Origin of the sequence: Cysteiniphilum sp. JM-1, from assembly GCF_008711525.1 — a bacterium.
Classification (GTDB): domain Bacteria; phylum Pseudomonadota; class Gammaproteobacteria; order Francisellales; family Francisellaceae; genus Caedibacter.
On the sequence record NZ_VXKS01000014.1, the window covers coordinates 21,864 to 45,608 of the forward strand.

A 23,745-nucleotide genomic window follows, 5' to 3' on the forward strand; every position below is an offset into this window, starting at 1 on the left:
AGAGATTATTGATAGAAATAGGCTAGCGTTCAAATCCTTTTTCTTGCGTATTATTTCTAGGTGATGGGATATTTTGAGGGATATTTTCAACTTGATCACGCTTAACTTGTTGCGCTAAACGCTGCTCATTTAGCTTATTATTGCGCTCAATATCAGTTAGCTTTTGAGTGTCAATATTTATATTATCCTTAACTTTGTAAATTCCATTAATCTGATTAATATTGTTTACCCTACTATTCTCCTTATCGATATTTTGCAATTTTATTAAATCATTATGTGTCTTATTCAATGATTTTAGAGCCGTACTATTTTGATCATCGATAGCACCTTTTATTGATTGTTGCAGTTTATTCTGTTCATCTTTAACGGACTGTATGACTTTATCCATGTCAACAAACGCACCTTTTGATTTAAGCTCAACATACTTATCTGTGATTTTTTGATAGTCCTGCTCAGTGATTAATTGGCTTATCTGCTTGCTTAACTCTGTAAATCCTTGCTTTGTTAATACATCGTTAAAGTCGTACTTATCTTTATCAGGTAAAATGAAACGTACATCTTTGCCATGACTTCTAAAGTGCTGTGATAACTCATTAAGCTGTTTTGAGCGTATACTCATTGACTTAGTATGTTGTTCTAAGGCTTTCTTATCCGTAAAAACCTTGTCACTTTTAAAGTCATTATCAAGACAAACAATGACTTTATCAGCAACACTATTAAGGTTGACCTTTTTAAAATTACTGACACTTAAAACTGCCATGACATGCGCATCACGTTTGACATTAAGAATTGATAACCCTGTTTCAACTCCCTCTGCTAAATAAGTAAGTTTCTTGCTATTACCATTATTAACGGCTTGAGTATTAAGCTCAATCGCATTACCTTTTATTTCAGCGTAGGTTTGTTTGTTGATCTTAACGTCTTTGTTTTTAGTACCATCTTCATTCAACCTAACAACTTGAATATGGTTGAACTTCCCTTGCTCATCTTTAGCAAATGAGAGTAGAGCAGGCACATTGATTTTATTACCTGTCGCTTCATCATAAGCAGTAACTTTCGGTAAGAACCGTAAATTAGCATGATCATAATTGTTTAATCCACGTTTATCTTTTAAGTATTTCTCAGCGGGTGTTCCTTTCAATGGCAGTGATTTATCATACAAAGACTTAGCATATTGATACATGCTGTCTTTTTTCTGCTGTTCAGCAAGGTCAATTTTAGTATGATCTTTGGTTATCTTAGCTTTAGCCTCTGTAATCATTTCAGGTGTAAACCCTGTAAAGTTTTTAGCATATTCCAAGACACTTTTAAAATCGCCTAGCCTTGCCTCTTGTTGAATCAGTTTAAATATATCACCTTTTTCTTGTGTTTCATGTGAGAACCATGTGCCAGTTTCCTTATTAATAACAAAGCTACCATTACTGCCATAACGTAATTGCTTTGCATTTGAAAAGGTTTTGTTTGGCTCACCCATTAACGTCAAGGCTAAATCTTCAATACGATTAACAAGCAGTGGTTTTAAATCCTCGGCTAATACTGGTTTTTCACGTGTGATAAATTCTGTTTTGTGTTTTTCTTGCTGATATTTTTGATTTTTTATCTCACTATTTTTCTTGATCTCATTATCTTTATTGGCTTCATTCTCTGCTTTAAGTTTGGCTTTTACCTCTCTTATTTGCTGTACATTTATTTGCTTTTCTTGATTAACCGTTACCTTATTCATTACCTCATATGCAGATACTTTATCGGCATTTTCCATTTTCTTTGCATTGGTTAAATGCTTAATAAGCCATTTTTTATCAAGTGTATAAATGACCGTATGCGTTTTAGCACGTGTCACTGTGATGTAGTTTGATCGGTAATTATCGTTCAACTCAACACCAATTACATGCTTTGAGGTTGCTCCTTGTGCGCTATATGAGGTATGCGTATAAGCATAATCCCAAAGTTGCTCTTTTTTATCTTTAAGATTTAGTAATAAGGTGCCTTTGTCATTGGCTAATAAAGCTTTGGTGTTCGATATATCCTTAACCGTATATTCAGCGCCACCTATCCAACCTTTGGTTTCATCACTCATTCGTAAGCGAATACGATCCCCTTTACCTAACTGAGCATCAAGTTCTTTAAACACTGCCATATCAGACTTAAAGGCATATTTAGCAGGGTTAATGGTGTACGTGTTACCGTCAACTTTATTTAAAATATTAAGCTTATTTTCTTCTGTATTAATCCCAACCACGTGCATGTGATCACCCTTTTTGGCGATTGAATAGGTGCGATCAAAACGGATAACATCCCCTATTTCATAGTTTTTGGTATGGAGGTAATCCACTTGGTCAAGGTTTTTTGACATTAAACGCTGTGTTGATACTTCCTGTTGAATTGCCCCCTCTTGCTTTAATCCCTCACGGATACGTGCATCAATCGAATCTCTAAACTCGTGCATACACGCAACAACAATGGTTTGATCACGATGTGATTTTTCACGTGATAAGTAATCATTGGCTACCGCATCAAATAAATTCTGAGTGCTAGGTAACCCACCTTCCCAAATTTGCTGCTTACGCGCTCGCCCATTTTCATCAACTATATTTTCAGTATCAATGCCAATTTCGATAAATGAATTAGTTATGCTTTTAAAATCAATATCCTTTTTAATGCGATTACTCGCCTCAAAATAATTACCCGCTTCAAAATTAATATTTTTATATGTACTATCACGCTGAACATGATCTTGAGGATTCAATTTTTCTAAATTTCTAAGTGATTGTGCTGATTCCTTTTGTGACGCATATTCAGCCGTTTTTTTCATGATTTCATTATCTTGGCGCACGATTTCTTTCATATAGGCGCACTTCATGCCATTATTTATCGCCAATTCTTGGGGCTTCCCATGCTCAATAGAGACTTGTTGCCCTATATCACCTGTCATAATGCCACGTGAATTAAGCGAGATAATTTTATCTTGAATATCTTTGTATAATCGATTGCCAATCATAGATACCTCATCAATAACAAAAATTGTTTTATCGTTATATTGCTTCATGTCTTGACCAACAAATTTGTGTGCCGTCATTACTGGAATGCCCGCCTGTTCAAGTCGGTTAGTACCATGCTGCGCTTGATTTTGTTGTAGTCTTTGGCTGTTAATATCCTTATTCATGGAGCCATCAAGCTCTTGTACCGCTTTATGTGTTGGTGCAATACCCACCAAATGATAGCCTTTAGATTCCGCTAACTCTTTTAAGGTTTTCATCATCGTTGTTTTACCCGAACCCGCCACGCCATTAATACCGATAAATTGATCAGTTGTGGTGAGTGACAAACAAACAGCGTCCTTTTGCCCTTGCTTTAATCCAAGTTTGTCATCGATCACAGGACTTGTTGTAAAGATAGGCGCTATCTTGTCTTTACCTTGCGTTACATTGTCAATAATGCCTTTTTCAAGGGTGTAAACGTAAGGTGTTGTCATCAAATTACCACCCGTAGAAACAAGAATTTCCCCCTTTTGCTCTTTCTCGGCAATGATTTTTTCAATATCCTGTGATGATGCATTACCCACTGCAAAAAACATGGCACTTTTAAGCAGCTCGTTACGAGAGAAGCCCGCTTCACGTTCAGCGACTTTGGCAATGCCATAAGCAACGGCTGTTTCAATGACTTTGCTTTTCTCATCTTGTGTAGTAATTCCATTACCTACATTGCTTTTTTCCGCCAATGCCATTGCTACAACTTCTAAATCTTTACGTATCGCTTTTTCAGTCCGCACCACTGGATTGTAGGTGTGGTCAACTTGACCGCTTGCCACTTCTTGCGCTATCCAGTTAATGCTTTCCTTATCCAGTGCCTTAATACTTTTATCGGGATTGTCAGTAAAAAGTGTCACTTTCTTGGCATATTCAGCCACCTCACCAATACTATTTTGATTGACCTGATAGCCTGACAATCCTGTTAGCACATGATCAATATCTTTGGTTAATTGGTGCGGTTTAACCACGTAACCATAATCAACAAAGCTTTGTTTTAGCTTATCTTTGGATAGACTAAATTGTTTATCACCATGCGCTATTGTGACGTTATCCTGATGAATCGCAGTAACCGTAAACGTGCTGTTTTTCTCAATTTTAGTTGTTTCACTGTCACCTTTGGCAAAGATACTTGATGATTGAGACCCTTTAATCTGATCTTTAGCATCAAGATAAAGATTGCGTGTGGTACGTAATTGCTCACCTACTGAGATATTAAGTGTTTGCTTTTTACGTACCTCAAAATCTACAGCTTTGCCATCTTCGCCTTTGGTTGTGTTAGTATTGGTGGGATTAAAAGCAAAAATATCACTACCTTGTTTATTGCCATTATGCCCTGCAATTGAAGCGACAAAGCTTTGCAATAATCCACTTTCATTATGCTGAGCTTTAAAATCAACGACCTTTTTAAGTAATAGTTGGTTGTTGTCTTTATCAAGCCCTGTGACAAAGTAACTTTGAAATGCTTTGTTGTTACTATTTTTACTACTATCCTCTTTGGATTTAAGGGTCACTAAATCGCCAATTTGATAGCATTTAAGCTTAGTTTTTTCAATATCACTTAAACCTTTTGTTGAAACGGTATCAAAGGCAATTTCCTGTAGCGATAATCCCCCTTGCTTTTGCAACTCGTCACGAATATGTCGAGTAGCTTCTACCTGTGATTTATTGGTATAAGTTACTGCCGTGACAACGCCATTTTTACTATTAAGGTTGTTGTGATTGTTTAAATCATAATTATGTGCCACAAATGCCTTAGCTAAGTCCTGATAAATCTCTTTACTGGCAGCAACATTGACCAAAGTATCTTTTTTAGCCGTGGTACTTTTATGGCTTTCAATGCCTGAGTCTTTTAATAACTTAACAAAATTACCCGCCTGAAAACCTTTGGTTGATTCGGTGTTATTCAAAAAAACAACTTTAGCTTTCCCTGCACGTGTCAATGCTTCAATCCTTTCACCATCTTCATAAGACAGCTTTTGAGCGTCAGTGATTACTACTAAATCTTGCTTATTTTGAGTAAAGCTTGAAAAGAATGAGCCTTGATTAAGCTTGTTTTCATAGTCATGTAAAAACTTGCCTGTTGTGGTCATCAAGTCATGCTTAAAATGGTTGCTAATCGCTTTCCAAAAACTTGAATTATCGCGTTCAACTTGACCATCAAGTCGATTTAACCGTGATTGATTTTGATGGACAACATAAGTATTTAAGCCATTAGCTTCACTTGCTTTTACTAAGCTATCTAACAATTTAGCTTCATTTTTAAAGCCTTTAACATCAATCACCTGTAAGCGATCATTGTGCTTTAAGACATTGGCAACAAGCCCTGATTGTTTAGTATCAACTGAAAACCCTGCTCCTTTGCTTTGCTCGAATTTGTCTGTTAATCTCTTTTCAGTATTAATTAATGCCTTAGTGGTATAGTAATAATCCGCCTTACCAATGATTTCCCCTGATTTAATCTTGTCACTTAATACGGATTCTAATTGCTCATGATCAATGGCTCCTGCACCAAAGATAAATGCTTGTCGGATAATATCACCATGCCTGATCTGAACATCGTATTGTGATAAATGCGCGAGTGAATCATTAATTGCTTCTTTAGCATTTTGGCTGAATGCAGGCATATTATCACTGGTTTGTGTATTACCTTGAGTTTTTACATCAAGGTTTTTGAGAGAATTAAGATACACTTCACCTAATTGTATCTCTTGCTTTTTAGCGTCTTTTATCCAGTATTCACGGATAACATCAATCTCTGTTTCTTGCTTAATTCCTCTTGAGTTTAAAGTAGCCACCTGTGCAGCTTTAGCACCTGATAATCCCTTTTCTTGTAACGCAAACAGTACCTGTTGTCGTCTTTTAGATTGGCTATCAATGTATTCTTGAGATAATCCAACAATTTCAAAATTACCATGCTTATCTTTAATGCGTATGTCATAACCTGATTCTTTAACAGCTTTGGCAAGCTCACTGGTATAAATCATGCCCAAATAATGTTGATTGGCGTAAAGGTTTTCGCGAAAACCATGCTCTAAGTTTTCAGTATCTGCTTTATGTCGTGAAGATAATGCCCGCCATTGCCCATCTTCACGTTGCGTTGCATTGATGACAACACCATGCGTATGCAACTGAGCATCTAACTCCCTTGATGTAGTATGTCTAAATGTTGCGATGGTTAAATTATTCGTTTTCTCATAAGTCGTTATGCGATTTTCGGTATATCTGGCTTCCGCATACATGGATTCAATTTTATCAAGTGCCGTTTTAACGGCATGGTTATGTGCTTCAACAAGGCGTGTATCACCCGCAACTAATGCCATTAATGATACTGATTTGGGTGCTGAAAAAGTAATATCCGTTGCGGGTCGATGCTTGATTGAACCATCTTTCATTATGCCAATTTGTGAACCGTCAGGCATACGCCCCTCAAGCAAATCTAAGAATAGCTTTTCATCGACTTGCTCGCCTTTAATCCCTAATGCTTCCGCTCCTTTACCGTACCATGTAGCTGCTTCTTTCAACTCGGATTTATCAGTTAAATAGTAATTATCTTTGTCAGTAAAATATTTGTGTACGTCTGCACCAGACTTCACAATGCCAATTGACATCATAATTTGCCCCCTTATTTTATTGTGTGACTAACTTTCTTTTTCCCATTTTCTGAACAACGACATGCCAACCTTTAGCTAAAGCATTGTGGACAATTCGGTTTTGCGTCCAATGGATATATTGCGGGTGGTAATTGTCGTTGGTTTTTTTGACGTGCATTAGGTGATTATTTTTTGGTTTTGTGTATCTCATAAGTAATTTCCTGTGATAGATAAATGAGTGTGCATTTAGTGACTTGATTAGGAAAAATTAAAACGCTAAAAAACTGCTGTGTTAAGTTGCGGTTAATCTTTAGCAGTCTATACTTAGCGTCATTAGTCAGGGTGTCTGAAATCTCCCTCCCTCCCCTCGATAAATAGCGCCTTGACTAAATCAGATTTATTGCCCCTGTTTGAAATCATTATCGATAATCGTTAAGACCGGATACGTGCAATATTAGGACATCTCGGCAGAATATTACCGTTTTAACAAAAAATATCCGTTTGCTTAAAGCCTTACTGTATATTGTGTTGAGTGATTTTTTTGTTTCAAAAAAGGGAAAAATGGAGGGCTGTGCAGGGAACCCATAGCGTAGTCGGAATACGTCAGTAAACCGGTCATAGTGATTTGAAAATCGCTCTCTAGCCCTTACCCCATAGGAGATTGCTAAGGTGTTGTTTGAAATATAATCCCATACAGATGCTAAGGGCAACTCAACCAGTTTGGCTATTGGCTTATAAAATTAGATTTCCATATATTCTTTTATTGCCTTATCTTCATGTATCACGTCTTCTAAAATGGTGAATATTTCTGTTAAGAATTTACTATGTAAAGCTCTTTTCCTTTCGATCATCTTGCCCAATAATTCTGTATTAGCCCAAGGAGACTCCTCTGGATCAATAACATGAAAATTCATATTTTTATTATCATCAGTTATTTCAACACCAAAACAAATTCTATCTGTTGATGACGAGTTGTCATCCCAATCACCAATAGCAATTGCTAAGGTTATTTTCTTTTGAATATGACTGTATGACCATGCAGCGTAATAAACAGCGTAAGCCTTATTATTTTTATACACAAAACCATGACTTGTATATGAATCATGATCACAACAAAAGCACTTTGATGGTTTTTTGCTTTCCCCTATTTCAATGCTATACATCAATTACACTCCTTGGATGATTTTATTTAAAAACTCTTCTGTGGTTTTCGCACCTTTTTGTCTATTACATGTTCTGCAAGTGTTTTGAGCATTATTTATCGTATTATTTCCGCCTCTCGATTTTGGTATTGCATGATCGATTTCAGAGCGTTCTGGGCTCGGATCACTTGAGGTTTTTGTTCCACAAAAGACACAAGTATCACCACTTTCTTCTCTGGCTAATTCTTTAATCTTTTTAGAAAAACCTTTCCCCGCTCCATCTCCACCACTTGACCCAGATTTCGGACACACTTGCCCAGTTGTATTTGCACCTGTGTCGCTGGCAACTTCCTCTGGTGCTTTTGCTTCATTTAAAGCAAACCACCCTGCCATTGCAACCCCCAAACGGGCAACATAAGGCACTGCTGCACGAATTGCAATGCCAGCAAGCACTGCCTCTCCAACACAGGCATCTTCAAAGCACAACCCACTCGGATCAACCAAATTAACCGGATTATTGCCAACATACACATAGTTATTCAAAGAGCCGCTGGCTAGCCCTAACGGATCAGCCTGTAAGTATCTACCTAAAAACGGTACATACGCACGGGCATTATTATAAACCAAGCCTGTTTCGCTGTCATTGAATTGACCTGCAAATCTTAAGTCTTGTTGGACTTGTCCGGTGGCGTTGACTGCGAATGGATTAATGTTACCCGACCATTGTTTCTGGGGCTATGGTGCTATAGAGTGAAATGTGTAAATATTTTTATTTTGATGAGGTTTCTTGAATCTCTGTGGAAGCCGCTTTCTGGATGATTTGATCCCAATTGAATCGCTTTGATCTGTTTTTGAAGGTGTAGTTGCCATGAAGATTAACATGCGACCATGCCACTATGGATACTTTCTTAATTCTCTCTACCTCTTCTGCCTTGCCTTCTTTTTCTTTGGCAGTAAGCACACCTGATAGTATAGTAGCATTGTAGTAAAGAATCACTTCGCAGAGCAGTCTAGCACAGGCATCATTGATCGTCAAACACTCATCATCTTTACCATTGAGCTTGTCTGAGTTTACAGTAGCAACTGTTCGCTTTAATTGATGATAGGCTTCTGTTCTATTTAGCGCTTTTCTCACTGATTTTCGTAACTGCTCATTATCAATATAGCGATAAATATATTCACTCCTGAGAATGTTGTTATATGTCCAGAGCGCCTCTTTGGTATCATTTTTAAATTTATTGTCCGTCAGCTTTCTGATGAGAATGCTCTGATTACTCTTTTTGAGTATCAATGAGGCAATGATTTGTTTGATTCCATCCCATTGGGTTGTGATTTTATCTTTATCAATCTTATGCTTAGGTCGAATTAGATATTCTTTATATGTCGAGGGTGCCTGAAAACCATAAATCATATTTTCTTTATTATTGATTTGTTTATAGCACGGCGCAAATTCACGATCGATAAAGTGCAGTAAGGCAAAATTCACACTATTACTGCCATGACTGTCTGTTGAGATAATCTCTGGTTGTATCTCAGATTGATTGTTATAAACTAAATCAAAAATAAAACGGCTTTCATGTTCATCAGCACCGAACATTGTGGCATTGGCTGGGATATGATTGACGATCAAAGTGGCGGATGAAACACCTGATCCCAAGTAAAAATATTTAGGTGAGTTTCTTGATTTAAACGTACGGTGCTTTGTTGCATACTTCTGACCATCAATACCACCGTGAACGGCACTGTTGATATTGTAATGATTAAATATAGGAAGTTCATGGATAGCATTTGATAAGACATCGCATGCATTATTAATTGCTTCAAGACTTACATAAGCCTTGCTGTATTGCTTGAGCTGATCATAGGTGTAATCCGATAAGGTCGACATTTTGTAAATGCCATGATTAGTCGCTTTCGCAATAATAACTGCAGATAAGGCAGTCTTATCCATACTACCTTTAATATTTTTATCCAGAATATGCCTAAACTCAGATAAAAAATGTAACTCCTGGTCAACAACAGTAAAAACATCAGCAATATCGAGCACTTCAATCATATCAAACACTTTGTGATTGATTTCTACGGGATCTGCGTTATAAGGAAGTGTCCATTTACGCTTAGCATAGGACTTAATATCAATTGCTGTGTTTATGCCTTCTTTAATATTATCGTTAGTTGTCTTAATTTGTAACTCAAGGCTTTGTTCTAATTGCTGCAATTGCTCGTCAATAGGTATTTTTAAACAATCAAAATCTAATTTGAGTTCATCCAGTTTGGACAGCTCAACCAATTCATCCTCGTAAAAACCATAGCCAAAGCTACTTTTTACAGCAATGTCACCACCATTAAGTCTCTGGTTAATTTGATCGTAAATAAAAAACTCATATGCCTGATAGTTTACGGTTTTGTCCTTAGCCTCATCTTCACTTACAATAAACTCAAGCGTCGTACTAGGAATGCATTCCATTGGAAAATCGCGATAAGGTATTAGCTTTCTTTGCTCATCTGGTTTTTTTAAGAATTCTCTTAAAAACTGGGAAGCCTTGGCTAATGAGTTATGCTTTCCATAATCAATATCAAGATGAATAAAGATCCTACGTAAATTTAATTTAAAATACTTTTCAGATTTGCCAATATACTGCCACTTGAGTGTCTGGTGATGTTTTTTGCTATTTGCCATATAATCGACTGCCTGATCAAAATCATCATCACCAATATGACTTATTTGAGCATTCAAGGTGCTGATCATTTTTTTCTGATTTTTAGGATTTTTACAGTCACTGAGGATAGATGCCAATTTAGGTCTGGTTCTAAAATAGAGTGCTTTATCATCCTGAAGTTGTTCTTTGGCGTACTCATCTGCTTTGTTCCAATATTTACTGATCCTGTGCCTGAAGGTTTCTATAAGATTATCATTGATGCGTTTACAGCGCGTGTTCAAATAACAAAGTATATATAATGGGACAAGTGTATTGCGCATGCGTGTCAGTTTGCCTTGACCATAGTAATCAACTAATGAGGCGTAGTATTTAACCGATTCTGGTGATAACGCCATTTCTTTTAGTAATTGTGATGAATAGGTAAAGAGCGACTCCACTGAATTAAAGCGTTTAATCTCTTTCACAATTTCCTCATTGCTCATTGAAGCTGGCGGTTGAGCAACATCAGACAGACTCATTGATTCACTGGATACTGTATTATCAATTAACTGGTTTATTAAGTTTTTATATCTATTTGGGACTGTGGTTATGTATGTACTCAAACGATATTCTTCGTGTTGAATTGCCTCACTAATAATTAATTGAAACTCACTATATTTAGGCATTTCTATTTTGTTGTTTATCAGATACTGCGTTAATTCAGTAAAAATATACATTGCCTTGCAATCTCTTTGAGCAAGTAGCTGCGCTTGTCTTAATAATTCATCTCGATAGATGGCACTTTTATATTGTGACCATCCTGTCAACGCTAATACATATTCCAAGTGTCGCTGATGGATAGGGCGACTAATACTCATTTCATAAGATATTGTCTGATCATATAGATCAGCAATGTATCTCATGTCATCATGATTAATCAACGATTGTGATTGCAAGTCAAAAAGAATAGTTTTTGCTTTAAAATAACCCAGCATTAAAATAAAGTGCACTCGGCTTTTAAAGTTATGAATGCTTTCAGCCACTTCTTTTTCTTCGTTGCTTAAGTCAAAAAACAATTTGCGCTCATCATCTGAAAAACTGGGTAATCCAAAATAATAATTGAGGGATGACTCAGGTAAAAAATGCAGTTTGTTTTTAGCAATTGTGATCGTATATGGCATGGTGCTATGCCTTTTTTGTTTTTGTTTTTATATTGTTTTTGATCGGCTTTATGCTTGCCATATCTCCTTTCTGGATGGTTTGATCTTTGACCTTTTCTTCTTTTTCTTTTACTTCTTTCTTTTCTTTTTTTACATCAGCAATCGTTTTTTTACTGACAGAGAGTTCTTTAGCAATCCAACTATAGGTTTTCCCCGCATCCAAAAATATTCTGATCTTATCGAGTTTTTCTTTTGTTCCTTTATTTTGTTGTCCACGGGTACGTCCAAATTTAACACCATTGTTTTTGGCGTGATCAATGCCTGCTTTAGTTCTTGCATTAATCATGCCTCGTTCTAACTCAGCAAAGACACCAGCAATTTGGAAAAATGCCTTTCCCATTGGCGATGTGGTATCAACCTTGTCACCTGAGTCCAGTGAGACAAGATGAACTTGCTTGGCATTTAAATTTTCAATAATCTCAATTAATCCCTTTAAAGATCGAGCAATCCTATCGACTTTATAGACAACGACAATATCTCCTTTGCGCAGAGACTCAAGCAGTTTAATAAGTTCTGGGCGGTGATTATCCTTGCCACTGAGTGATTCACTAAATACTTTTTCACAGCCCGCATTGACTAAAGCTTGCTTTTGAAGCTCTAAATCTTGTGTGGTACTACTGACTCTGGCATAACCGATTTTCATAGTTGATTTGGTACACTATAATCTTGTATATCTAGGTGTACCACAATAGTACTAAAAAATCAAAATATATTTTATGCTGTACTGTTATTTTTAGGGCTACAGTCTGTACAAAAATATTTTAGTTTTTCTGTACCGATGTTTTATCGATAAAATTGGATTATCGCTTAACTGTATACCTTTAAAAGCTACTTTCTTTAACCCATAAAATTAATATCTGCTGCCATAAACGTTGAGCTAATGATTTACGTGGCATATTAATAAAGACAGTGCCACGGATAACATGCGGTAATTTATAAGTCGCCTGCGCTTCTGGTTCAAACAATACTAAAAACCTGTTTTCTTGAGGCTGAAGATTACCACTGCCTGAATGCTCAGCATTAACTGCAATGCTGCCTCCATATATTGATGCATGATAAGCGCTTAAAGGGGCTGATTCATGAATATATTTTAGATTAGCACTATTTTTCTGGCGAGAAAGGAAAGTGCTCGCTTGTGAGCTAATAATATATTTGACCATAACTGGTAATGAAGATAAATCAATGTCCTCAGGCACAAAATATCCTGTTTGATTTACTTTTAATTGTTCTTGGTTCTCACCATTAATATAAGCTCTAACACTAACTTTTTGATCATTAATCAAAAGCATTAGTGCTTGATCTGCTTTAAGCCATGCATTGGGTTGTAAATCATCAGATAATGACTCAATGGCACCATCAAATGGTGATTTAAATTGAAGCTTATCCTTCTGATTTAATAACTGTTTCAATTGAGCTTTGAAATGATTGATCTGCGTTTCAAGCACTAGTTGTTGTTCAAATTTCATTTGAAAATGAACGCTATTACGTTGTTGCCATATAAGCTGTTTTAATTTCTCGTTCGTCTGGGCAATCTTAAAATTAAGTTGATCAGATTCAAGTTGCACAAGAAGCTGCCCCTTTTTAACTAAATCTCCTTTTTTAACATATACATTTATTACACGAGCACCCAGGTCTGTGTAAAGCGTTTTTGTTTGATAAGACAAAGTAGCAGGTAACCGCACTTGGTTTTGCCAAGGAACAAACATTAGAACAATAATTGCACATAATACTAACGTGAAGAACAGAGTATTTTTATTAAGCTTTATATCTTTTTTCATTTGCCACCAAACTTTAATCTCTCGGTAAATAGGCTGTAAAATAAAATAAATAATTTCGATAACAAATAGAATGATACCGAGTGCTTTAAAGAACAAATAGTAAACCAATATCGCAATTCCCAAAAATAAGATAAAGCGATATATCCACGTTGCAATTGCATAGATGATTAACAATCGTTGACGTGACACTGTAAATATTTCTGGCGGGGGGTTTTTGAGCCCGAAAAATAGCTGACGCATACGCCACTTGGTTAGTGCAAAACTTCTGGTTTGCAAGTTACGCATACTAAGAATATCGGATAAAACATGATATCCATCAAATCGTAAAAATGGACTAATATTAATCAAGTAGGTTGTTAATAAGCTATAGGTTGCTAGAAAAAAACAAATGCTTTTTAGTGCACCATCCGGCAATAGCAACCAAGCACACAACGCAAAAATAGCAATATATGTTTCAGTAACAACGCCAGCAATCGCAATGGTAATACGCTCTTTGGGATTATTGACCTTCCAACTTTCACTGGTATCGGTATAAAGCATGGGAAACATCACTAAAAAGGCTACACCCATTGTGGGGACGTTTAGTGCAAACTTTTTGCATCTTAATGCATGACCTAACTCATGGCAGCTTTTAGCAAAAATCAGTGCAATAGCATATAGTAAAATATACTCTAAAGAAAAAAGCGCAAAAAAAGTATGCGTAAATTGATCCCATTGTCGTAAAGTAAAAATGATAGCAATAATCGCTAAAATCATCATGCTAACGGCAAATCCCTTGCCTAACATAAAAGAAACATAAGGATATATAGCATTTAAGAAACGATCAGGCTTTACCAGCGGAATCCGAAAAAAAAGATAGTTTTTAGCAAGCCATAAAAACCAATTGGTTTTTTTTGAGTGCTGCATATCGTTAATACCTTTAAGTACACCATAGCTTTGCTCAATAAGACAATTTTGAGATAGAAATTTTAAGATTTGCGTAATGTCTTCTAAACTTACCGGTGCCAATGAATTTGATTTAACCTGATCAATCAAATCTTGTGGTGCTATTTCTTGCCAACAAGATAGTATTTCATGCTCCTTCCATCCTAGATGAAAAAATCGATTATTGATATGATCTTGAATGACCCATGTTGGACTACCATTAAAATCCATACCACCTTTCTCAATTGAAACCCCAGAGCGTAAAGGTGGAAGTTTTTCAGGCAACTCTGAATTCATTGACATTTGCATACTTTACCACCCGAAAAACTGTCTTAATGTTGTGATTGGTTTACGGAATAAGTAATAGAATAAACTAACATGACCACCCATTAGTTTCGCCGTTCCTTGACTACCAATTTTAGGAATCCCTTGCTCAGGATTAATTTGTGCGATTACTTGATAGGCTAAAATTTGCGATGGTGTAATGGTTGCTTCAAAACTTGCATAGTCAACAGTTCCATGTATGGGACTTAAAGGATCAGCATTTAAAAATAGTTTCACTTGATCTCCTTTTGTAAAATTTATTGCATCAGAAACAGGTAACCAAATCTCCATTTCTATTTGATCAGGTATAGCAACCTGCATGATATTTTCTCCAGTAACCACAGGTTTTCCAAACCATTGGTTCGGATTATCAATAATTGCAATACCATTAATAGGACTTTTAATATCTGACTCCTTGATTAAGTGATCCGTATAATCAACTTCAAGTTTCTTCTCTTGCATAACAGCCTGTAAAACCTGAATATCAGCACGCTTTTCAATATCTTGATAACTACTTTGTACAGCTGTTTTATATTTTGCTGTTGCTGTTGCCAGTTCTTTTTGTGCTAGCTCATTGGCGTTTACTAAATCACGCTTATCCATGTCAAATAAGACTTCACCTTTAACAACATGCTGCTCAGGTTTGACAAAAACCGTTTCGATAACACCTTCCATTGGAATTGTAATGATGACAGGATCTTTAGCAATAATCGTAGCAGGCGAAAGTACGCTTTGCGGTATGCGAATAAACATAGCAAGAAAGGTTGCTAATAGTGTTAACAAAAAAAGTCGGCGTTTACGACTTTTAAAATAATGCTTGATTTGCCCAAAGAAATGTTTAGGTTTGCTTAAATGAGCCCAAGCCTGATTGTATGAATGAACTATCCATTCAAACTGTTTAAGTTCATTGTCTTCGGCTGGTTGGCTATTTAATAACAATATTCCGCCGATAATTTCTTGTCTGTTATTGCGAAAAAAATAAAAAGTCGCATATTTTGACAATGGCTCAATCCAAATGTCTTTGATACTATTAACAGTTGTTTCATTATCAATGGTTTGAACTTCAGCATTTGCCCCATAATAAGTAATGAGTTTTTCAATAAATTTAACACTGGAGATATGGTAAGGACTGGTATTGTTCAATCGTGCAACACCAGAAATACTTAAAATATTAATGTGCTTAGTTTGCCACGAGCTCCAGACAATAGCGCGTTGATACTCAATAAGTAGTTTAGTTTGATGTGTAATGAAAAAAGCTATCTCATTAAGTTTTTTTATTTCACGCAACTCTTGTTGTAAAGACAATAAATTGGCTAATGCATCCTTCATACTACCGCGTCCTTATTTATTTTTGCTTGTCTTATGTTCAGATGAAAAATCGAAGTATGCAATACCGCTCATGCCTGAAAAAAGATTTTTTGAACTTACATCAATCGATGAAGTTGATGATGCCGCATCATCAACTCTCAACTGCCCAAAAATTAAAATCGATTGGCTTGCAGGATCAATTTGATCAACCATTTTAGTCACAATTCCGTAGAACGTCTGATTAGGGAGCTCATCCAGATGTAAAGTAAATAGGGTGTTTACGTGAACATATTGAAGCCAAATTGAGGGGATATACATTCTTACTTCAAGCTCACGGTTATCGATAATGTCAATTAAGGGATCATCCGTTTTAACCGTTTCATTTTCTTGGGCTACTTGATGCACAACTTCACCATGATAGGGTGCCCTTACTTGACACTGCTTCTGCTGAAAATTAATGATATTAAGATCAGCCTGAGCAATTTTGAACTGGCTTTCTGCTTTAGCTAATTCAATCTTACTGGTTGAGTTTAATCTCATCAGTTCTGATACACTCTCAAGTTGTGCCCTTGCCGCGTCAAGTTCAGCCTGTGCACGCTTGGACTTCAAATCAACTTCTTCACAATCAAATTGTATTAATACATCCCCTTGGTTAAATTTATCTCCTGAACGAAAATTTATTTTCTGTATCACGCCCGTCATTGGACTCGAAAGAGCTGCTTTTTGCACAGGAAAAATCGAGGCATAGGTGCTATTTGAATCACTTGATTTCGATTTAAATAACACTTCATGATAATTTTCAGCAGAGTATGCGGTCGAACTGATCGCTAATAATAACACACATAGAATTCTATACATGATTGCTTCCTTACTTTTCCATGTGATAAGTTTCTTACTATTCACCCTATCACAAATATATACCACGCTATAAATGAGAAATCTTTAGATAGTCACTTTGATTAGGTGTATTAGGCTATATAAAAATCATTTCCTATTTCATTCACTATTTATCTGTCGCTTGAGATGGTGGTGGTTCCTTCATTTCCTTAATTTCTGGTGTTTTTATTATTTCTGTCATTTTTTCATCTTTTAACATTTGAGCTTTAATTTTATCTAAGGTAGGTTTAAGACCATCATATGCTTTATTGATAGCTCCATTAAATTGTCCTTGGCTTTGCTCTTTTAATATAACTTGTACTTTTTTCTCAAGTTCATCTAATGGTAAATAGCGTGCATCAGCAGGTAGAATATCTAAGCCAATCGATTGATACAGTTTAGATAACGCTTCATGCGCTCTGGCCAATGACACATCTTTATCAAATTGTGCTGAAATTGCTTCAACTCCCCTTCTAATGGTGATTTGCTCATTACCTTGACTCGCCTTTTCAAGCTTTTCAGCATGTTCAAATAATGCCATGGATACTTTCGCTTCCTGTATGGCGTAACGAGCATCTTCTTGCCATAACAGGTAGTTAACATAAGCAACACGAACCTGTGTTAATACTGCCATTGTCGTTGCTATTTGTTTTAATTGTTCAAAACTATGAACTTCATTTGCCAATTTAATGGCATAAGGACCTGTTAAGACAGTTTGAATTAGGTTTAGAGATGCACCGATATTACCACCCCACCAATATTGATTTTTCATAAACTCATTGTTTGTTACGTTATAGCCAAAACTAAAATCAATACCTGGTAACATATTTACAATAGCCGCTTGAATACCTTTCCTTGCAATTTCAGCTTGATATGAAGCTTGTCGCAATTCAGGACGATAGACAAGTGCCAAGGTATCCATTTTCTCAAATTGTGGCGAGATATCTGGTAAATCTATTAAATCTTTTGTTGGGCTAGCCAACTCAAATTCACTACCTGGTTTAACATTCATCAACCGCACAAGTGTTGCTTTAGCATCGGCAATCTGAGCATTTAATTGATTAATTTTACGAATCGCTTTAATTAATACCTGTTGATAATCCAACTCAATTTGCGGTGTATTAACTTTCTTCTCAGAAGCTTCTTTTGATCTTTGTAAGGCAAGTTCTGCTTTTGCTTTAAAACGCACCACCTCCTCTTTCATCGATTGTGCAGTCCATGCCTTCCAATAAGCAGACACAACCTCCTGAATCAACTGCTGTGTTACCCGCCGTCTTTCTTCTTCAGCAATCATCACTCGGTTGGCCTGCTGTTGCGCTCTGGTATAGCTTAATCCTAAATCCAGTAAACTCCATTGCAATCCATACGATTGATTCAACACCTCGCGTGGTGTATAACTCTGATCACCACTTACAACGTTACCATTTGAATCTACTAAATTCTGGATAAGCTCATTATTTCTAAAACTATAATCAACTCCTGCATTTAATGCAGGTAACATTTCCATATAGGCAGCTTTTAAATTCCCCGATTCGAGCATAAGCTGTGCCTGTTGTACCTTGTGATCAAGATTATACTTCAAAGTACGTGCGATCGCTTCAGCTAAAGTCACTTTACGGTTTATCTCTTGCTGATTTTCAATAGCTTCATGCAATCCTTTATAAGTATTATTCAACTGTGCTTCATTAGTGACTGCTGTTGGCGTAATGCTACACCCTGTTAAGGTAATGCCGCCTGCAATTAACCAAAGCCATGACTTAACTTTAAGATGAGCTTTACTCTTTTGATGTTGCTTTTTCATAATTTTCAATGCTCCATATTGAATGATTAATGCCAAATATTACTTTAGCGCTTTTTACGATCTTGATTATCATCGACTGACCTATCCCTAACCATAGTTAATAATTCTGCTTTTGCCAGTTCTATTTTATATTTATGCTCCTTTATATCATAGGAGGTCATTTCCTCAGCTTGAGTTTGACGATTACCTAAAAGCATATCTTTCAGTTTAGCTAATAACCCTTTATTCGAAGGATTAGTTTGTGAATCAGTTTCATCAAGAGCGTTTGATAACAAATTACCTCTGATCATCTGCATTTCTTTTGACAGCTTATCAGATAACTCTGGATCCTGTTGCTCTAAAATTTGTTTCATCTGATATAAATGCAGATCAGTAACATTTGATTCTGAGACGATCGATAAAATAAAGTCATCATGATATTGATCATCCGTATTTAACAGCATTGTCGATAAAATTTGAGCAATTTGATCTGTTGATAGTCCTGAATCTACGATTTGCTGTATAATGTTTCTGATAACAATATCACTTCCATAACTACTTTCTCTAGAAACATCTAACATGCTCGAAGCAATTGCCGCAATACGAACTGTTGATTCACCCGCATCAATAGCCTGTTTGAGCAGTCCTTTAACAATACCAGATGTATCAGATATAGAGGATGATTCTAACGTTTCTTTTATCGCCGTTGATGCTATATCTGACAATGTGTCTACCGATGCTCTTTCATTGAGAGCTTTTCCAAATTCATTTAGAATATTCTGGGTATTATTGCTAAAAACATTATCTACTTTAACGGCTAAGTCAATTTGTTTATAGTTTACCACCGCATCGTTGATTTTTTCATTGGAAACTTTGTTTTCACTTCCTGACACTTGCGGTTTCATGTTAGCTTCATGAATAATAATGTTTCCGACTTTTTCATCCAAATCTCCAATCACACCATTACCGTTAAGATCCTCTGCAATCTCATCTGGGCGATCAATTAAACCATTTCCATCAACATCTCCAGCGATTTCACCTAGCTCATCTATAACACCATTGCCATTCACATCACCTGCAATCTCATCTGGGCGATCAACTAAACCATTTCCATCAACATCTCCAGCGATTTCACCTAGCTCATCTATAAGACCATTGCCATTCACATCACCTGCAATTTCATAAGGTGAATCTATAACACCATTACCATTTAAATCGCCAGAGACCTCATACAATGCTGTAATAATCCCATCACCATCGAGATCACCAGCTATTTCTAAATCATTAATTATACCATTTTTATCGACGTCCCCTGCAACTTCTCCTACATCAATAACGCCATTTTGATTAATATCTCCAGCCACTAAGACATTAAAGGTAAAAGAGTATACCGGTGATGGTATGCTTCCATCATCAACTTGATAACTAAAGGATGTGTGGCTTATGCCTTTTTCAAAGTAAATTGGCGTATATGAAATATTGATTAAGTCAGATGCTAAAACTTCTGCTCCATTAACAAGTGCATCACTTAATTTCTGAAATGTTGGTTTAGAAACGGTATTTGGAATAATTATCTTATGGAAGGCGTCGTTTTCAACATCAAAATAAGGAAAATCTGTTATCTGAAAATTATAAGTTTCATTAATAAAAATATTCCGTACTTGATTAATTGACGTTGGCGCATCATTCACTGGTGTCACGGTAATATTTACCGTATCTGTATCCTGAAGATTACCACCACTACCAGCATTGCCACCATCATCAGTAAGTATCGTTAAGACATCAGCGCCATTATAGTGTAAATTACTTTGGTATTGCACAGTGGCTAAAGCAGCATTAATCTGAGTAATCGTACCACTTAAGGTTACGTTCGCACTATTATTTGCACCTGAAATAATACTTGCTCCACCAGCTAATGAAACATTTAACGTCCCATTAGTTACGGATAACGCCGTACTAATAGTTCCTGAACTAACATCAACATCACTGACAGACAATCCTGTAATGGTGGTTAACACATCCTCTTGCACACTTTGAGCTGTTAGTACACTGTTTATGGGTGCATCATTCACTGGTGTCACGGTAATATTTACCGTATCTGTATCCTGAAGATTACCACCACTACCAGTATTGCCACCATCATCAGTAAGTATCGTTAAGACATCAGCGCCATTATAGTGTAAATTACTTTGGTATTGCACAGTGGCTAAAGCAGCATTAATCTGAGTAATCGTACCACTTAAGGTTAGGTTCGCACTATTATTTGCACCTGAAATAATACTTGCTCCACCAGCTAATGAAACATTTAACGTCCCATTAGCTACGGATAACACCGTACTAATAGTTCCTGAACTAACATCAACATCACTGACAGACAATCCTGTAATGGTGGTTAACACATCCTCTTGCACACTTTGCGATGTTGTCACACTGTTGACGGGTGCATCATTCACTGGTGCCACGGTAATATTTACCGTATCTGTATCTTGAAGAGAAGGTCCAACACCGTTATTCCCACCATCATCAGTAAGTATCGTTAAGACATCAGCACCATTATAGTGTAAATTACTTTGGTATTGCACAGTGGCTAAAGCGGCATTAATCTGAGTAATCGTACCACTTAAGGTTATGTTCGTACTATTATTTGCACCTGAAATAATACTTGCTCCACCAGCTAATGAAACATCTAATGTCCCATTGGTTACAGATAACGTTGTATTTATGGTGCTTGAACCAGCATCGACATCACTAACAAACAAACCAGTAATAGCAGTTAATACATCCTCTTGCACACTTTGAGCTGTTAGCACACTATTTACGGGTGCATCATTACGACCCTCAACGACAACTGCAATACTAGATGAATCCTGCAAACCTCGACTATCAGTAATAGCATAGCTCACATTAACAATTTCTGAATTGCCAACAGATAAATATTCAAATTCTCCATTTGGATTAAAAGTAACTGTATTGCCCATATAACTCACAATACCTTTTGGAGCTGAAACACCTGATACACTAAGCGGTCCCGTTCCAGCATCCAATATTAAGTCATTACTTGTAGGATCAATAGTGTTAATTGACTCTTCATTTGTAATCATCACATCAGCCAAAGCTTCTGGCGGCACATTAACACCATTTACGGTTATTGATATAGTTGATGATGATTGAGCACCATATTGATCTGACATCGTATAGCTAACATTAACCACTTCACTTTGCCCTTGGAGTAAGTAATTAAACTGACTATTTGGGTCAAATATAATTTGCTTACCATTTATACTCACTGAGCCTTTCGGAGTACTTGCACTTACAATGCTGAAATTTGCATAGTTTCCATCCAAGTCAACATCAGTATCATTTGCAAGAGGGTCAACAAAAACGACATTATTCTTTGTAGTTGTTCCAGCATCAACATTTGCAATTGGATTATCATTTTCTCCAGTAACATTAAATGTCACATAATAAGATAATCGATCAGACCTAAATATTACAGGTGATCCAAACCACTGAGTCCATTCTTCTGTCCATACCTGATATGTAAAGCTTGTTGTTTGACCTTGATTTAAATATTCAAGATTACCAGCATTGTACCATGTAGAGCTATTATTCCAGCTGACCCAAGATGGCGTTCCAGAAGATATAACTCTATCTTTAAATATCACGACCCAACCTGGGGGCTCGTACCACACGCCAAGTGTGTGCTCAAAATTGGCAGAACCAGATCCATTTTCAGTTACATTGATCACCCTGTTGGCATGAGTTTGATGCGCTTCAATGTTGAATGCTTTAGAGCCTATAGTTACTAACACATTATCGTTTTCATATTTTAATTGATTCAAATATTCTTTTGGAATTTTCACATCAAGAAGTAAACTTGCAAAAATAGCACCCTCATCTCCATTACTATCAACTTTATTGATATGCTGATCAATAAAGTGTCCAATTTCTTCTAATAATACGTGGTATGTTGAACTCTCAGAAGTAAGAATATCCTTATTAAGGTATATTATATTTTCTAATGCAGAATATCCTCCCAAAATTTGATTTGAAGACATTATTTTAATCTCTGGTAAATGAGAAAAATCCGAACTGATCCATTGTGACTTCAAACTATCTAGCAAATCTTTATCGTACCTGTTCATAAATGCAGTTTCAATTACCCTATAAAAATACTCGCCACTGGAAAGCTCGTTAAGAGTTGCTTCAACTTTATTTACAGCTGTATCTAAAATTTCTATTTGTTCACTAGTAATATCATCTATTGTTAATAACTGGAGGGGTGTGATGCTTTCATTAGCGACATCAACTCTATCAAAATTTGTTAAAATATTTTTATCAGTGAGTTCTTTCATTTGATCAACAAAAGCTTTTCCACTCTCATCCTCCCCAAGATTATTGCCATAAAATAAAATATTACTCTCATCTGAGAGTGATAACCCCCATTTATGCAATTGACTACTATAATCTAAAATGCTCTCATGATTTAAAATTGCATTTCCTAAATTCAGCTGTGATTGATCTCCATATGAAACAATATGTAATGCCTCGAGGTCTTTATATTTTTCAAGTATTTCAGCAATGCGATCCACGCCATCCTGATTATTCAAAATAACTTCTATCGCAGCATCTCTTGAAATAGAGTTAATAAGCACATGTGGATCTTGGACTCGAGCATCAATAATTACTACTTCTTTAAATTGACTATAGTCAGTTTGAAACCCTTCAGGATCTGCCTCAATTGCTGCTAATAGACTATCAGTAGCATGCGCATTTTCATTCTGTTCAAGGGAATTGAGTATATATGCCTGCTCTTGATCACTAACCCCATCTGCAATATCAACTGTTTCAATCGCGGCACCGTCAAACATCAGTCGAGGTTCTAGCTCCTGTAATAGCGAAGGATATTCATAAGGTAGAAAACCTGTTTGAGAATCTTTATCCTTTTTCACATTGAGTGATACAAGGATACCTTTTACTTTTTGATATGATTTTTTAAACTGTAACATAATCAATACCTCTACAATTGATTCAGTTAACGTAATATCAACTTGCTACAGCGCATGTTATGTTTCTATCTAACACATCTTGTGTTATGCTTGCGGGGTAACAAGTTTCATCCTGCTTTCATTTTA

At 36.3% G+C, this 23,745-nt stretch carries 11 protein-coding genes; all 11 read right to left on the reverse strand.

Annotation, left to right across the window (positions count from 1 at the left end):
- Window positions 1–22: 22 nt before the first annotated feature.
- Complete coding sequence (gene traI / locus F3D68_RS07445) at window positions 23–6,640, reverse strand: conjugative transfer relaxase/helicase TraI (RefSeq protein WP_151193814.1); 6,618 nt, start codon at window positions 6,638–6,640, stop codon at window positions 23–25.
- Window positions 6,641–6,656: 16 nt separating this feature from the next.
- Complete coding sequence (locus tag F3D68_RS11250) at window positions 6,657–6,830, reverse strand: hypothetical protein (RefSeq protein WP_191092749.1); 174 nt, start codon at window positions 6,828–6,830, stop codon at window positions 6,657–6,659.
- A gap of 529 nt (window positions 6,831–7,359) precedes the next feature.
- The gene (locus tag F3D68_RS07450) at window positions 7,360–7,782 is read right to left on the reverse strand and encodes a hypothetical protein (protein WP_151193815.1); all 423 of its coding nucleotides are present in this window, start codon (window positions 7,780–7,782) and stop codon (window positions 7,360–7,362) included.
- Window positions 7,783–7,785: 3 nt separating this feature from the next.
- Window positions 7,786–8,472 carry an RHS repeat-associated core domain-containing protein gene (locus tag F3D68_RS11415; RefSeq protein ID WP_224728266.1) on the reverse strand — a complete coding sequence of 229 codons (687 nt, stop codon included), beginning with the start codon at window positions 8,470–8,472 and terminating at the stop codon, window positions 7,786–7,788.
- A 58-nt stretch (window positions 8,473–8,530) separates the two neighbouring features.
- On the reverse strand, window positions 8,531–11,581 hold the full coding sequence (locus tag F3D68_RS07460; protein ID WP_151193817.1) for a Tn3 family transposase: 3,051 nt from the start codon (window positions 11,579–11,581) through the stop codon (window positions 8,531–8,533).
- Between the two features lie 4 nt (window positions 11,582–11,585).
- Window positions 11,586–12,263 (reverse strand): recombinase family protein, encoded by a 678-nt coding sequence (locus tag F3D68_RS07465; RefSeq protein ID WP_151193818.1) that lies wholly within the window; start codon window positions 12,261–12,263, stop codon window positions 11,586–11,588.
- Between the two features lie 178 nt (window positions 12,264–12,441).
- On the reverse strand, window positions 12,442–14,631 hold the full coding sequence (locus F3D68_RS07470) for a biotin/lipoyl-binding protein (RefSeq protein WP_151193819.1): 2,190 nt from the start codon (window positions 14,629–14,631) through the stop codon (window positions 12,442–12,444).
- A 3-nt stretch (window positions 14,632–14,634) separates the two neighbouring features.
- A complete protein-coding gene (locus F3D68_RS07475) occupies window positions 14,635–15,975 on the reverse strand; it encodes an efflux RND transporter periplasmic adaptor subunit (RefSeq protein WP_151193820.1) in 1,341 nt (446 codons plus the stop codon).
- 12 nt (window positions 15,976–15,987) lie between these two features.
- On the reverse strand, window positions 15,988–16,812 hold the full coding sequence (locus F3D68_RS07480) for an efflux RND transporter periplasmic adaptor subunit (protein ID WP_151193821.1): 825 nt from the start codon (window positions 16,810–16,812) through the stop codon (window positions 15,988–15,990).
- 145 nt (window positions 16,813–16,957) lie between these two features.
- Window positions 16,958–18,631, reverse strand: coding sequence for a TolC family protein (locus F3D68_RS07485; RefSeq protein ID WP_151193822.1), 1,674 nt, complete (start codon window positions 18,629–18,631; stop codon window positions 16,958–16,960).
- Window positions 18,632–18,675: 44 nt separating this feature from the next.
- Complete coding sequence (locus F3D68_RS07490) at window positions 18,676–23,619, reverse strand: DUF4347 domain-containing protein (protein ID WP_151193823.1); 4,944 nt, start codon at window positions 23,617–23,619, stop codon at window positions 18,676–18,678.
- Window positions 23,620–23,745 lie beyond the last annotated feature (126 nt).

Excerpts from the sequence above, each read along its gene's own strand:
- F3D68_RS07490 (WP_151193823.1), bottom strand. The coding sequence starts at position 23,619 with ATGTTACAGTTTAAAAAATCATATCAAAAAGTAAAAGGTATCCTTGTA.
- F3D68_RS07465 (WP_151193818.1), bottom strand. The coding sequence starts at position 12,263 with ATGAAAATCGGTTATGCCAGAGTCAGTAGTACCACACAAGATTTAGAG.
- F3D68_RS07470 (WP_151193819.1), bottom strand. The coding sequence starts at position 14,631 with ATGCAAATGTCAATGAATTCAGAGTTGCCTGAAAAACTTCCACCTTTA.
- F3D68_RS07485 (WP_151193822.1), bottom strand. The coding sequence starts at position 18,631 with ATGAAAAAGCAACATCAAAAGAGTAAAGCTCATCTTAAAGTTAAGTCA.
- F3D68_RS07450 (WP_151193815.1), bottom strand. The coding sequence starts at position 7,782 with ATGTATAGCATTGAAATAGGGGAAAGCAAAAAACCATCAAAGTGCTTT.
- F3D68_RS07475 (WP_151193820.1), bottom strand. The coding sequence starts at position 15,975 with ATGAAGGATGCATTAGCCAATTTATTGTCTTTACAACAAGAGTTGCGT.
- F3D68_RS11250 (WP_191092749.1), bottom strand. The coding sequence starts at position 6,830 with ATGAGATACACAAAACCAAAAAATAATCACCTAATGCACGTCAAAAAA.
- F3D68_RS07460 (WP_151193817.1), bottom strand. The coding sequence starts at position 11,581 with ATGCCATATACGATCACAATTGCTAAAAACAAACTGCATTTTTTACCT.
- traI (WP_151193814.1), bottom strand. The coding sequence starts at position 6,640 with ATGATGTCAATTGGCATTGTGAAGTCTGGTGCAGACGTACACAAATAT.
- F3D68_RS07480 (WP_151193821.1), bottom strand. The coding sequence starts at position 16,812 with ATGTATAGAATTCTATGTGTGTTATTATTAGCGATCAGTTCGACCGCA.